12 protein-coding genes are annotated in these 13,666 nt (G+C 71.0%); 4 read left to right on the top strand and 8 right to left on the bottom strand.

Annotation, left to right across the window (positions count from 1 at the left end):
• Nucleotides 1-8 precede the first annotated feature (8 nt).
• Nucleotides 9-344, top strand: coding sequence for an ArsR/SmtB family transcription factor (locus tag ACLBX9_RS14795; RefSeq protein ID WP_010682940.1), 336 nt, complete (start codon nucleotides 9-11; stop codon nucleotides 342-344).
• Nucleotides 345-388: 44 nt separating this feature from the next.
• On the opposite strand, the gene ACLBX9_RS14800 is transcribed toward ACLBX9_RS14795, so the two are convergent.
• The 6 genes from ACLBX9_RS14800 to ACLBX9_RS14825 form a co-directional block, all read right to left on the bottom strand.
• Nucleotides 389-1,744: an LLM class flavin-dependent oxidoreductase gene (locus ACLBX9_RS14800; RefSeq protein ID WP_447719462.1), complete on the bottom strand. Its 1,356-nt coding sequence runs from the start codon at nucleotides 1,742-1,744 to the stop codon at nucleotides 389-391.
• Nucleotides 1,745-1,890: 146 nt separating this feature from the next.
• Complete coding sequence (locus ACLBX9_RS14805; RefSeq protein WP_447719463.1) at nucleotides 1,891-2,106, bottom strand: hypothetical protein; 216 nt, start codon at nucleotides 2,104-2,106, stop codon at nucleotides 1,891-1,893.
• 33 nt (nucleotides 2,107-2,139) lie between these two features.
• Complete coding sequence (locus ACLBX9_RS14810) at nucleotides 2,140-2,682, bottom strand: hypothetical protein (RefSeq protein ID WP_447719464.1); 543 nt, start codon at nucleotides 2,680-2,682, stop codon at nucleotides 2,140-2,142.
• 79 nt (nucleotides 2,683-2,761) lie between these two features.
• A complete protein-coding gene (locus ACLBX9_RS14815; protein ID WP_447719465.1) occupies nucleotides 2,762-3,271 on the bottom strand; it encodes a hypothetical protein in 510 nt (169 codons plus the stop codon).
• A 50-nt stretch (nucleotides 3,272-3,321) separates the two neighbouring features.
• On the bottom strand, nucleotides 3,322-4,002 hold the full coding sequence (locus tag ACLBX9_RS14820) for a divIVA protein (RefSeq protein ID WP_010682935.1): 681 nt from the start codon (nucleotides 4,000-4,002) through the stop codon (nucleotides 3,322-3,324).
• 475 nt (nucleotides 4,003-4,477) lie between these two features.
• Nucleotides 4,478-5,743, bottom strand: coding sequence for an NAD(P)/FAD-dependent oxidoreductase (locus ACLBX9_RS14825; RefSeq protein WP_447719466.1), 1,266 nt, complete (start codon nucleotides 5,741-5,743; stop codon nucleotides 4,478-4,480).
• A 756-nt stretch (nucleotides 5,744-6,499) separates the two neighbouring features.
• Here ACLBX9_RS14825 and ACLBX9_RS14830 point away from each other — a divergent pair.
• The 3 genes from ACLBX9_RS14830 to ACLBX9_RS14840 all read left to right on the top strand — a co-directional run bounded on the left by ACLBX9_RS14830 (nucleotide 6,500) and on the right by ACLBX9_RS14840 (nucleotide 9,125).
• A complete protein-coding gene (locus tag ACLBX9_RS14830; RefSeq protein ID WP_447719467.1) occupies nucleotides 6,500-7,480 on the top strand; it encodes an aliphatic sulfonate ABC transporter substrate-binding protein in 981 nt (326 codons plus the stop codon).
• Nucleotides 7,480-8,268: an ABC transporter permease gene (locus tag ACLBX9_RS14835; RefSeq protein ID WP_010682932.1), complete on the top strand. Its 789-nt coding sequence runs from the start codon at nucleotides 7,480-7,482 to the stop codon at nucleotides 8,266-8,268. The genes ACLBX9_RS14830 and ACLBX9_RS14835 overlap by 1 nt, the downstream gene beginning before the upstream one ends.
• Before the next feature lie 74 nt (nucleotides 8,269-8,342).
• Entirely contained in the window at nucleotides 8,343-9,125 is a 783-nt protein-coding gene (locus ACLBX9_RS14840; RefSeq protein ID WP_039892668.1) for an ABC transporter ATP-binding protein, read from the top strand.
• A gap of 178 nt (nucleotides 9,126-9,303) precedes the next feature.
• Here the strand turns inward: ACLBX9_RS14840 and ACLBX9_RS14845 are convergent, their stop codons facing one another.
• The gene (locus ACLBX9_RS14845; RefSeq protein WP_447719532.1) at nucleotides 9,304-12,465 is read right to left on the bottom strand and encodes an efflux RND transporter permease subunit; all 3,162 of its coding nucleotides are present in this window, start codon (nucleotides 12,463-12,465) and stop codon (nucleotides 9,304-9,306) included.
• The gene (locus tag ACLBX9_RS14850; RefSeq protein WP_447719468.1) at nucleotides 12,458-13,564 is read right to left on the bottom strand and encodes an efflux RND transporter periplasmic adaptor subunit; all 1,107 of its coding nucleotides are present in this window, start codon (nucleotides 13,562-13,564) and stop codon (nucleotides 12,458-12,460) included. Before ACLBX9_RS14850 ends, ACLBX9_RS14845 begins: the two co-directional genes overlap by 8 nt.
• Between the last annotated feature and the right edge of the window lie 102 nt (nucleotides 13,565-13,666).

Raw genomic sequence — 13,666 nt, forward strand, 5'->3', positions numbered from 1 at the left:
GTTGAAAGATGAGGCCGCTTCTTCACCCCGCGATCGACGACGTACAGCCGGAGGCGATCCTGCACGCGCTCTCCGACCCCGACCGGGCGACGATCTTCGCCCGGATCGCGCAGGCCGGCTGCGTCGAGACCTGCGCGACGGTCTCCGCCATGGGCGACCGGGTGATCCCGAAATCGTCCCTGTCCAGCCACTTCAAGGTGCTGCGCGAGGCCGGTCTGATCCGGTGCGAACGCCACGGCGTCGAGATGCGCAACCACGCGCGCTGCGCCGAGATCGACGCCCGCTTCCCGGGGCTCCTGGCGGCGATCCTGACGGCCTACGCGGCAAAGCGTTCAGAGCGCTGAGGCAAGCGCCGGACGGCATCCGCCGGGAGAGGTCTCCGCCGCGCTCAGTGCGCCTCCGCCGGCGGCTTGGCAGGCAGCTTGGCAGGCGCCGCGGGCGGCCGGGACCCGATATTCCCCCGCAGCGTCCGGCTCTCGTACTCCGTGCGGAACAGGCCGCGGCGGCGCAGTTCCGGCAGCACCAGTTCGATGAAGTCGTCGAGGCCACCGGGCAGGGTCGGCGGCATGATGTTGAAGCCGTCCGCGCCGCCGGCCCGGAACCGCTCTTCCATCTCGTCGACGATCTGGGCGGCCGTGCCGACGATCTGCGAGTGGCCGCGGGCACCGGCGATGCGCAGGTAGAGCTGGCGGAGAGTCAGCCCCTCACGGCGGGCGAGGTCGAACATCAGTTGCTGGCGGGACTTGATGCCCTCGGTCTCGGGCAGATCGGGAACAGGGCCGTCGGGATCGTAGCCCGAAAGATCGTGGCCGCCGATCATGCGCCCGAGTAACGCGAGCCCGACGACAGGGTCGATGAGATCCTGCAGCGCCTCGAACTTGGATCGCGCCTCCGACTCGCTGCGACCGACGACGGGGAAGAGGCCCGGCATGATCTTCAGATCGTCCGGCGACCGGCCGAAATGCGCCATGCGCGCCTTCAGGTCGCCGTAGAACGCCACAGCCTCCTCAAGGGTCTGGTTTGCCGTGAAGACGATCTCCGCGGTCCGCGCCGCGAGGTCCTTGCCGGGGCCCGAGGCGCCGGCCTGCACCAGAACCGGCTGCCCCTGCGGCGTACGCGAGATGTTGAGCGGTCCGCGGACTTCGAAATGTTTGCCGCTGTGGTTGAGCGGCCGGAAGCCGTCCGGCTTCGAGAACTGCCCGCGTTCCCGGTCGATGAGGACCGCGCCGTCGTCCCAGGTGTTCCACAGGCCGAGGACGACGTCGACGAACTCCTCGGCCCGCTCGTACCGGTCGGCGTGACGGGCGATCCGGTCGCCGCCAAAATTGGCGGCTTCGGCATCCGTGGCGGAGGTGACGAGGTTCCAGCCGGCGCGGCCGCCGCTGAGGTGATCGAGCGACGCGAAGCGGCGCGCGACGTTGTAGGGTTCGTGGAAGGTCGTGGAGGTCGTGGCCACCAACCCGATGCGGCTCGTGACCGCCGCCAGGGCCGAGAGCAGCGTCACCGGCTCGAAATGGGTCGAGCGTGCCGTGCGCTCGCTCGACCGCAGGTCGAGGTCGCGGATCCCCGAACCGTCCTCCAGGAAGATCAGGTCGAATTTCGCGGCCTCGGCGCGGCGTGCCCAGCCCACGTATCGCTCTAGGATGAGGCCGCCGTCAGCCTCGCTGGAGGGATCGCGCCAGCCCGCCACGTGGTGGCCGGTCGCGTAGAAGAATGCGCCGAGGCGCAGGGAGTCCTGTCTCATCGATCCGACCGATTCCGGGGGCGGCCAGCTCCGAGCCGCGCGAGGAGGCAGGATTTTAGCGAACCAGACCGCGGCGGCGAAACGTTCGTTGCGCGCGGCTGCCCTGTCCGAAACGGCGCCGTGTCCGCCGCCCGATCGTCGACCGCTCAGAGATACGAGAGCCGCAGTCGCCACTCGCCGTCATCGACCGGCTTCTCGGCGATCGCCTCCGATGCGGCCGGCTCCGCCCGGGTGATCTGATTGGCGAAGCTCCGGTCGACGGGATGGTCCATCGTCGAGACGCAGCCGCCGAGCAGCGGCGCGACCAGTCCCGCCAGGACAAGCATCCGCTTGGACGCGTGAGGGGCACCGATCGCGCTCACGGCCTCATCCGATCATGGTCGCCGCGACGGCATTCAGGCAGCGACCCGTTCGGCGGCCGGCATCAGGTCGCGGCTCGCCTGCTCGATCCGTTGCAGCCAGTCCTCGGCGGCCTCCGCGCGGAGTTCGGCGGCCTGTGCCCGGGCCTCCATGGCCTGCAGCTGCGCCGAAGCTTCCCCCTGGAGTTTCTGCAGCCGCGCCTCGGCCTGCGCCTCGCAATCCCTGAGCTTCGCCTCGCCCTGGGTCTTGCACTCGCGCAGCAGCACTTCGAAGGCGCGCAGCTCCTGCTGGGACCGTTTCAGGTCCCGCAGCAACGCCTCCTGCTCGGCCGCCTGCTCACGCAGGCGCAGCTCCTGCTGCTGGGCGGCGCTCTTGGCGGCGGTCAGCGTATCGAGCACGCCGGTCCAATCCGAGGCCAACCGGCGCGGTGCGACGGGGACGGCGGCAGCAGGGTTCTCGGTGGCGCCTCCCTGGACAGTCGGGCTCTGCGGCGCCGGCGCAGCCGGCACGCGCGCCGGGCCTTCCGGTCGCTGCGCGATGATCTGCGCATCGAGGTTGGCCCAGAAAGCCTCGTCCATCGCGGGCATCGCACGTCCCTTTTCCTGTCACTGATCGAAGGACTGATCGGAAGCTTGTCCGGCCGCGACGCCGGCGGCGTCAGACGTCCAGCGTCCCGGTCTTGCGCGGCGCGGGCTCGACGACGAACTCGGATTCGATCGCTTCGGAGATCCGGCGCAGCCAGTCCTCGGCCGAAGCGGCGCGCTCTTCGGCGGCGCGGGCTCGCTCCTCGGCTGCGCCGATCAGGGAATCCGCGCGGTTCTGGATCTCGCGGGTGCGCTGCTCGGCGGCACGGACCTTTGAGTCGGCTTCGCGCATGTCGGCGCGGACCTGCTCCAGGAGTTCCTGAACGCGCACCTCGTAATCCTGCGCGCGATCCTCGACCTGCCGGATATACTGGGCCGCGCCGCGGACCCGCTCCAGCACGCTCGGCCACTTGCCGACGACGGCCTCGGACGACGGAGCGCGGGCCGGCGGCGGGCTGGTGGGCATCGCGGCCAGCACGACGACGTTGGCGGGCGCGGCGGAGGTGTCACTTCCGGAAGCCGGCGCGCTTGAATCCTGGCGCTCGGTCGGCTCCTCAGCCGTGTTCCATCTCGAGTGTTCCATCGTCAATCCCGGAGCCCGTGTCTGGAAAATCGGGGCGACGCCCTCTCGTCTCAGGCGTCGGCTTGGCTCATGTGGCCACCCAGAAGAAGGTTCTTCGCCGCAGCATCGATGCGGGACAGCCACTTCTCCGCGGTGTCCGCCCGCATCTCGGCGACACGAACCTGCTCCTCGGCCGCGCGCACCCAGGCTGCCGCCTCGGCCTGGATCGTCCGCACCCGGGCCTCGGCCTCGGCGCGGATCTCCTCGACCTGGGCATCCGCATCGGCCTGGATGCGCTGGAGCCGGATGTCGGCATGGGCCTCGATCTCGTGGGCCCGCATCTCGGAGAGCTGAAGTCGCTGCTGCGTCTCCTTCAGCTCACGCTTGAGCATCTCGATCGCGCTGTCGTGCGTCTCGCTCTGGTTACGCAGACGCCGCTTCTGCTCGTCGGCGAGGCCGACCATGCCGTTGATGATGTCGAGGGTACTCATCCAGTCCGACACCGACTCGTCCTCGGCATCGCCCTCCTGCGAGGCCGCGACGGGCTTGGCATCGTTGACGGCCGGCTCCGGCAGGACCGGCGCAGCCGGCTCCTCGCCCTCGTGCCGCAGGCGCAGCGCCGGCGCGTCCGCACCGGAGAACGTGGGTTTGAGCCGCAGGATTTCGGCGGACGGTTTCTCGACGATGCGGTCGAGACTTTCCGCGACCTGCGTCAGGATATGAGACCAGGAGGCTGTCGGTGCCGCGACCATGTCGTTATCTGCCCTTCCTCGAGCCGGACGTGGCATGATCCAGACACAGCTATGGTTAATGACGTGTTAATCGGGACGGCGGCCGATAGCTTTTCGTAAGCTCTGCCTAACCAGAATTAATTTTCGGCCGTCGCAACGGGCGCCATCGACTGTCGAAGCGAACCTGAATTCATCGAGCAGGCCGGGCTTCCGACAAACGCCGCGGTGGTCTCGCAAGCCCGCAGCCCGCTCGGCGGCAAGATCTGCGCGCTGGATCCGGAAGATCAAGACGTTCAAACGGCACTGGAATTTCGGCCTGACCGCCGCAGGCGACGCCGCATATCCTGCCGCGACGCGCGCAATACGAAACGCGGGGGCGTGATCAGCGACAAAGCACGCTGGACACGACATGACGGCCCCGTCGGGCGAAGCTTGCGTCGTGCGCGGGCGACGCCGTCAGCCGCGGCGTCCGGCCGTCGGAAATCCGTGATCGGCCTCACCCGCGACTGGCCGCGCCCTGCGTCGCCGGCGGCGGCTGGAGGATCGGTGCGGCGGCCGCCCGGATGCGCGCCGGGTCGCGGTCCAGGGGCGGGTAGATGCGGCTGCCGTTGATCAGCCGCTTGGTCGCCTTGGCGGCCGCACCGGAGGCGACCAGCGCGCCCCGATCCCACCCGGCGGTGTAGACGGCGCCCCAATCGCCGAGGTCGAGCACCGTGACGTAGTCCGGGGCCGAGAAGCGCAGGCGACGCTCCGGAAGGCCGGCGAGATCGCAGACCGCGTTGTGGCCTGCGAACCGCCCCATCGGTCGCGCGTGCTGGCAGGACATCACCGTCCGATGGCCCGCCGCATCGGCGACGGCAGCGGCGATGTCGCCGGCCGCGTACAGATCCGGGCAGCCGGTGACCTGCAGGTACGGGTCCACCGGCACGCGCCCGAGCGGATCGAGGGGCAGGCCGAGCCGGGCGGCGAGCGGGCTGGCCTCCATGCCGGTCGCGCAGACGATCGTCCGCGCCGGGATGCGCGTCCCATCGGCCAGTGTCAGTCCGTCGGGATCGAGCGCGGCGATGCGCGCCTCGGGGAGGCCGACGACCCCGGCGGCCGTCAGCGCTGCCTGGATCGCGGGCTGTGCGGCCTCTCCCATGGCACTGCCGATCTGCGCCGCGTGGTCGATCAGGATCGTCCGCACCGGACCGGCGCCCCCCGCCCGGTCCCGGGCCGCCGTGAGCCGGGCGGGGAGCTCGCAGGCGAGTTCGAGCCCGACGAGCCCGGCACCGATGACGACCGCCGTCCAGAGGCCCGGCTCGTCCGGTCCCGGACCGGTGCTGCCGAGCCGATCGATATGGGCCGTCAGGGCCTGCGCGCCCTCGTAGGTGTCGACATCGAAGGCGCTCGCGATGCCCGGCACCGCCGGCCGGCGCAGGGTGCTTCCGGCCGCCAGGATCAGGCGGGCGTAGGGCAGCGCGGAGGGCCCGGCAGACTGCTCGTCCACGACCGTCACGCTGTGCGCCGCCGGATCGATCTCCGTGACGCGGGCCTGGAGGCGGCGCACGCCGATCGGCGTGAGGACGTCGTCGAGGGGCACGCGCAGCGGGGTCAGATCGGCCTCGTAACAGCGCACGCGGATGACGTGGAAGGGACTGGGCGCGATCAGGGTGACGCCGCAGGCATCGCCCAGGCCGAACGCGTCCCGCGCCCGGGCTGCGGATGCCGCGGCCCAGAGACCGGCAAAGCCGCCACCCACCACGACGATCTGCTGCGCCATCGCCCGTCTCGCTCATCGACCACGCGGTGAACTCTGGCCGCCCTCGCGAGATGTACAGCGCGTGCAGGACCTCGCCAATCTTCAGCGCCCGCGAAGAGCGGCCCGTCCAGTTGAAGGCCTTCGGACGACGTTCCGCACCATCATCCCGCGCGCCGCAGGGAGATCCGGAATACAAGAACACCGGAGGTTTTGAGAGTTGGCGCGTCGGCGGATGTGGATCCCGGGTGCCGCGACGTGGCCCCGGGATGACACGGGGTGACAAGGACGGAGCGGTCACCGGCGCGTCGCTCCTGAGAACGTAACGACGGCTGATCGTCCGGTGGCGATGAGAATGTCCACCCATACCGCGCCGGGGCCGGAGACTAAACGCAGATCGGTCGATGACCATGGTCTGGAACCCGGGAGGACGATCCACGTCCCGCCTCGCCGCCACGGCGCAGAAGCGTCTCCCAGATCGGCGCGAGGCCGAAGAATCTTGTCCGCAGAGGCGGAAGTAGAGAAAGCGCTTTCGTTGACTCTCTGGCTTGAGACCAGGATGTTGTATTCAGTGTCTGCGACGGGGATCCCAAGGCCGAGAATGACGACGCGAGAGCCGTTTGGCGGTGACCCCAATGGGTCCCTCTGCGCCGCCGTTTGCCGGCCGCATCGCTGATTGCACCCTCCGGCCAATCCCGACTCGATCCGGCCCGACACGGTGCCGCGCATCCGCCCCTGGGAACGGTCGCCCATCCCATCCCGCACCTTGAGGTCCCCTCCATGCTCTCGACCCGCCGATCCCTGCTGGCCGCCGGTCTCGCCCTGGCCTGTCTCGGCAGTGCGTTGGTGCGAGAGGCGCGCGCCGACGATCCCAAGGAAGTCCGCCTCGATTGGGCAACCTACAATCCGGTGGGCCTGCTCCTGAAGGAAAAGGGTTTCCTGGAGGAGGCCCTGGCGCCGCGCGGCATCAAGGTGCGCTGGGTCCAGTCGCTCGGCTCCAACAAGGCGCTCGAATTCCTGAACGCCGGCGCCATCGATTTCGGTTCGGCGGCAGGCGCCGCGGCCCTCGTGGCGCGGATCAACGGCAACCCGATCAAGGCCATCTACGCCTACTCGCGCCCCGAATGGACCGCGCTGGTCACCCGCAAAGACACCGGCATCACCAAGCCGGCCGATCTCAAGGGCAAGCGCGTCGCGGTCACCCGGGGCACCGACCCGCACATCTTCCTGATCCGCGCGCTCCAGGCCGCCGGGCTCACCGAGCGCGACGCCAAGCTCGTCCTGCTCCAGCACCCGGACGGGCGCACCGCCCTCGATCGCGGCGACGTCGATGCCTGGGCCGGCCTCGACCCGATGATGGCGGCCGCCGAGATCGAGAACGGCGACGTCCTGTTCTACCGGGATGCCGCCGCGAACACCTGGGGCCTGCTCGACGTCCGGGAGGAGTTTGCCAAGGCGAATCCCGACCTCGTCCGGACCGTGATCGCCGCCTACGAGAAGGCGCGGGCCTACGCGCTCGCCAATCCGCAGGCGCTGACTGCGGCCCTCGTGGCGGCCACCAAGCTGCCGGAGCCGGTGATCGCCCGCCAGATCGAGCGCACGGACCTGTCGCAGCCGGCGATCGGGCCGGCCCAGGCCGAGTCGATCAAGGCGGCCGGCCTCGCCTTGCAGCAGGCCGGCGTGATCCCGGCCGGGACCGACGTGCCGGCGGCGGTCGACGGCCTGCTCGACCCGGGCTTCAACCCCGCCCCCGGGCGGTGATGCCTGGAGTGCCGCTCCTGCGGCGGAGCGGTCGTGCCGGGCTCGGCCTGCTCCTGCCGCTCCTGCTGGCGCTCAGCTGGGAGGTCGCGGTCGATACGGGCCTCGCATCCGGGCGCCTGCTCCCGCCGCCGAGCCGGATCGGTGCCACCCTGTGGGCGCTCGCCGCCTCGGGCGACCTGCAGATGCATGTCGAGGCCACCCTCCTCCGGGTCGGGCTCGGCTTCCTCTGCGGGGCGGCGGCCGGGATCCTGGCCGGCGCCCTGGTGGCCACGGTGCCGGTGCTGCGCTGGCTGATCGACCCGACCCTGCAGGCACTGCGCGCGGTTCCATCCCTCGCCTGGGTGCCCCTGTTCATCCTGTGGTTCGGCATCCTCGAGACGCCGAAGGTGCTGCTGATCGCTGTGGGCGTGTTCTTCCCGGTTTATGTCGGGGTCTCGGGAGCGATCGCCTCGGTGGACCGGAAGCTCGTCGAGGTCGGGCGGATCTTCCGGCTGTCACGCCTCGCGCTGGCCCGGCGCATCCTGCTGCCGGCGGTCCTGCCGGCGACCCTCGTGGGCCTGCGCACCGGTCTCGGCCTCGGCTTCCTGTTCGTCGTGGCGGCGGAGCTGATGGGCGCATCCGAAGGCCTCGGCTACCTGCTGGTCGATGGTCAGCAGTTCAGCAAGCCCGATCAGATCGTGGCGGCGATCATCGCCTTCGCGCTGGTGGGCAAGCTGGCCGACATGGCCCTCGTCTCGCTGACATCGCCCTTGACGCGGTGGCAGGATACGGCGCGAGAGAGCCTGTGACCGCCGGCGCCGATCTCGCCGCGACCACCGGCTCAGTCGTCACACCAGCAGCCACGCCCGGACCAGAGACGCCCGTGCTCATCGTCGACGACCTCTCGAAGACCTACGCCGACGGCACGCGCGCGCTGGAGGGGATCGGCCTGTCGGTGCAGCAGGGGGAGGTCGTCGCGTTGATCGGCGGCTCTGGCTGCGGGAAGACGACGCTGCTCCGGCTGATCGCGGGACTCGACCAAGCCAGCCGCGGCCGCGTTCAAGTCGACGGCGAGACCATCCGCGAGCCGCACCCGAGCGTCGGCGTCGTCTTCCAGGAGCCGCGGCTCCTGCCCTGGCTCGACGTGGCGGGCAATGTCGGCTTCGGGCTCACCGGCCTGTCCCGCTCCGAGCGGCGCGCGCGCGTGACTCGCGCTCTCGAGCGGATCGGCTTGGCCGAGCACGGCGGCCGGTGGCCGCGCGAGCTGTCGGGCGGGCAGCAGCAGCGCGTCGCGATCGCCCGAGCCTTCGTGGCCGAGCCCCGGGTCCTGCTCCTGGACGAGCCGTTCTCGGCGCTCGACGCCTTCACCCGGAAGGGCCTCCACGAGCAGCTCTTGGACCTCTGGTCCGAGTCGAAGCCGACGATCCTGATCGTCACCCACGATGTCGGCGAGGCGGTGACGCTGGCCGACCGCGTGGTTGTGATGCGCCCACGGCCGGGACGCCTCGACGAGACGGTGCCGGTCAGGCTCGCGCGTCCCCGCGACCCGGTGGCGGCGACCTACGAGGAGGCGGTGCGCAGGGTACTGGCGGCCCTGGATCGCTCGCTGAGGCCGGCCGCGGCCAGCCGCCAACCCGTGCCCGAGACCCGCGCCAGCTGGTGGTAACCGGCATACGGCATCTCAAACCGTTGCCGATCGATGCCTTCCACCCCCGTCTTGGCGAGCGGAGCGAAGCGATCCAGACGGCGCCACCTCCATCCAGATCGCGCCGCCCTGGGCCCCTTCACACTGCTCGTGATGACGGTGAGGATGCGTCAACCGAAGTGTCCCGTCGGAAATCGTATCAGGGCCGGGCTGGCGTGAACGCCCGATCTTCGGGCTCCTCCGAGCGGAACCGGGCGAAGCGCAGGGCGAGCACAGGCAGGATCAAGAGGTTCAGCACGGTCGAGGTGACGAGGCCGCCCAGGATGATCAAAGCCATCGGGCCCTCGATCTCGCGGCCGGGCTCGCCCGCGCCGAGCGCCAGCGGCAGCAGCCCAAGTCCGGTGACCAGCGACGTCATCAGGATCGGCACCATCCGGTCGGCCGCGCCCTCCGCGGCGGTGGCGGCGTTCCATGGGAGACCGTCGCGGATCACCATCTGCTCGTAATGGGCGATCATCATCACGCTGTTGCGCAGCGAGATGCCCGCCAGGGTGACGAAGCCGACGATCGAGCCCAGCGACAGCACGCCCCCGGTGAGCGCCGCCGCCGCGACCCCGCCCACGAAGGCGAAGGGCAGGTTGACGAGGACGAGCATCAGGTTCGCCGCCGAGCCGGTGACGATGGCGAGCAGCACCACGATGCCGAAGCCGGCGAGCCCCGCGTGGATCAGCAGGTCGCGTCGGGCCGCTTCCTGCGCCTCCGCCGCCCCCGAGAAGGTGACATAGACCCCCTCGGGCAGCCGCACCTCCTTGGCGATCTTGCGCTTGGCCGCCGCCACGAAGCCCGCCATGTCGCGCCCGGCGACGTTGGCGGTAACGGCCTGGACCCGCTGCGCGCCCAGATGCTGCACCTGATAGCGGCCCGCGCTCTCGTAGACGTCAGCGATCTGCGACAGGCGGACATAGCGGCCGCCAGGTGCCCGCAGGGGCAGGTCGCCCACCGCGCTGAGACGGCTTCGCACACCCGCGTCGAGGATCACCAGCACGTTGAAGACGGCGTTGCCGCGGTAGGCCTGACCGACCACGTCGCCTTGGTAGGCGGTACGGACCGCCTCCAGAACCTCCACCGGATCGAGGCCCCAGTGCCGCAGATCGACCGGGCGCAGCGCCACGGTGACCTGCGGCAGGCCCGCCGGGGAGGCTTGCTGTACGTCGCGGGCGCCCTTCACCTCGGCAAGTTCCCGCGCGACCGAGCGGGCGGCCGCCTCGATCCGGTCGAGGTCGCTGCCCACGACGTTGACCACGACGGGGGCGGTGAAACCCGACACCGTCTCCTCGATCCGCTCGGTCAGGAAGGTCTTGAGCGAGAAGGCCGCGCCGGGGAATCCGGCGATCAGGTCGCGGATCGCGGACTCCACGGAGCGCTGGGCCGCCCCGTCGAGGCCCGGCTGAAGATCGATGTGGATCTCGCTGTAGTGGGGTCCCGCCGTATCCTCGCCGGCCTCGGCGCGTCCGATCTGCGCGGCCACGGCGCGCACGCCCGTGATCCCCTTCAGATCCCCGGTGAGAAGCGCGCTGAGCCGCTGCGATTCCTGCAGGGAAGTGCCGGGCACGGCGACCATGTGCAGGATCATGTGGCCCTCCCGCAGATCGGGGAGGAACACCGCCCCGAGGGTTGGCAGGATGGCAGCGCCCGCGAGCGTCACCAGCAGGCTCCCCAGCATCGCGAGGCGCGGGACCCGGCTGATCCCGGCGAGCAGCCGGAGATAGGCCGCCCGGCTCCAGCGCACCACCGGGGGCTCACGCGGCGGCGCGGCCTCGCCCCGCGCCATCCGGCCGCCCAGGAGCAGGAGCGCCAGCGCCGGCGTGACGGTGAGCGCGACGAGCAGCGAGGCGACGACCGCGGCGATGTAGGCCAACGCCAAGGGTCCGAACAGGCGACCGGCCACCCCGGTCAGCGAGAGGACCGGCAGGAACATCAGCAGCACGGCGAGCGTCGCGTAGGCGACCGACGTGCGCACCTCCAGCATGGCGGCCAGCACGACCCGGGCCGGCCGCTCGCCTCTGGCCGCCCTCAGACGGCGCGCCACGTTCTCGACGCCGATCACCGCGTCGTCGACCACCTCGCCGATGGCCAGCGCCAGGCCACCGAGCGTCATGGTGTTGAGGCTCTCGCCCCAGGCCTGGAGCGCCAGCGCGGCGGCGATCAGCGACAGCGGGATCGCCGCCGCGCTGATCAGCGCGGCCCGCCAATCCGCCAGGAAAACGAGGAGGACGATCACCACCAGCACCCCGCCGAAGGCGAGGGCCTGGATGACGTTGCCGGTCGCGACATCCACGAAGCTCGCCGGGCGGAACAGGTCGGCGCGGAGGGTTATTCCCTCCCGGTCGAGGACCGGACGCAATTCGGCCAGGGCGGTTTCCAGCCGCGCGGTGACCGCACGGGTGTCGACCCCGACCTGGGCACCGACCATCAGCAGGACGCCGGGCTTTCCATCCACCAGGGCCGCGCTGATCGCCGGCTCGGGGGCGGCCGTGACGGTCGCCACGTCGGAGAGAACCACGCTCGCCCCGCCATCGTTGTGGAGAACCGTCCGGCCCAAAGCCTCCGGCGTGAGCGACTGGCCCTCGCTCCGCAGCAGGACACGCTGGTTCGGCGTGTCGACGAAACCCGCACCGCGCACGCCGGTGGCCTTCCGGGCCGCCGTCAGCACGTCGTTGAGGCCGATCTGGAAGCGGATCAGGTCGTCCGGCCGGACCTGCACCTGCAGCGCGCGCACGGCCCCGCCGTAGATCGACACCTGGGCGATGCCCGGCACCGCCTGGAGGCGGCGGCGCACGGTCCATTCGGCCACGTGGCGCAAGTCCATGGCGTCCCGGGCCTCGGCGGTGAGCCCGACGAGGAGCACCGTGAGGGTCGAGGAGGTGAGCGGCGTCATCGCCGGCGTGGCGACGCCGTCGGGCATGCGCCCCGCCAGGGCCGCCAGCCGCTCATTGACGCGCTGGCGGATGCGATCGACGTCGCTGCCGGGCTTGAACGCGGCATTGATCACCGAGAGGCCCTGGATAGAGGTGGAGCGCAGGGTCTCCAGCCCCGGCAGGCCGCCGATCGCGACCTCCACCGGCTGGGTGACCAGCACCTCGACCTGCTCCGAATCGAGGCCCGGCGCCTCGGTCTGGATGGTCACGATCGGCGGTGCGAATTCCGGGAACACGTCGTAGCGCGCGCCCGCCAGCACGTAGAGGCCGAAGGCGAGCACCGCGCAGGCGAGCGCGAGCACCACCCGCGGCAGCCGCACGGCGAATCCGACGAGAAACGCCTGGGGGCCGCCGCGACCGGCCGCGCCCGGCGGCTCAGTCATCGTCATCCCCCACCACCCGGATCCGGCTCTTCATCTCTTCCGAGAGGAGCGCCTGACCGCCGCGCAGAACGATCTCGCCGCCGTCCGGCAGATCGGTGACCACGTAGGCATCGGCCGACATCGGCGCGTCGGGCCGCACCGGATGCCGGACGAAGGCGCCGTCGCCGGTGCCGCGATAGACCCAGGTGCTCCCCTCGCCGTGCACGACGGCATCCTCGGGCACCAGGACCCCGCGGACCGCGCGCGCGGCCGGCAGGAATGCCATGGTGCTGGTGCCGGGCAGGAGGCCGCTGTCGCCGGAGACCAGGTAGAAGAAGCTCTGGCCCTGGATGCGCGGATCCGTCCGGGTCGCCGCCGAGACCAGCCGCAGCGCGACCCGCTCGCTCTGTGGCGGAACCTCGGCGAAGGCGGCCTGCGGCGGCTGCGGAAGCGTCTCGCCCGGCGGCAGCGTCACCTGAACCAGGAATTCGGCCCGCTCGATGAGGCGCGTGACCAGGGGCGAGCGCTCGACGATCGCCTTGCCGAGCACCGATCCCCATTCCTGCCGAGCGGTAGCGGCGAGCGTCCGCACCTGGGACTCGGCCGCCGTCACGGCAGCCCGATCGGTGAGCAGGGTGCCCTCGGCGGTCTCGATCTGCGCCACCGCCACGACGCCCGCGCCGAGGCTTCGCGCGCGCCGGGCGGCGCTGCCGGAGACCTCGACCCGCGCCTGGGCGGTTTGAAGCGCCGCGACGGCGCCCGCGTAGCTGTTGGCGAGTTCCGTCACGCGGGCGATGTCGAGCACGCTTCCGTACGCGGTCAATTCCTGCCGGTGCAGCACGGCCGGGCGGACCTCGGCGACGAGGCCGATCCGCTCGCGCTCGGCCGCCGACAGCCGCACGAAGGTGCGCCCGTCCTCGACGGCGGTGCGAGGGGCCGGAAGGTGCGCCTCGGCGACGCGCTCGGTGCGGAGGTTCGGGATCAGCGGTTCGAGTCGCTCGCGCAGATCGGACAGCAGCGGGCCGGCCCTGGCGCGCAGGTCGGCGCCGGCTTGCGTGAAAGCGCCGCCGACGACGAGCAGCAATCCCCCGATGAGCAGGAAAGCTCGCCCCCGACCCACGACATGTCCTCCCCAGCGCAATTGCCGAATCTACCCGACTTTGACGCCAGATACACCGGCTGAGCCGATCTCAAACCGGGCCCAGCGCGAGAATTCGGTGCA

The organism is Methylobacterium sp. A49B, assembly GCF_053346215.1.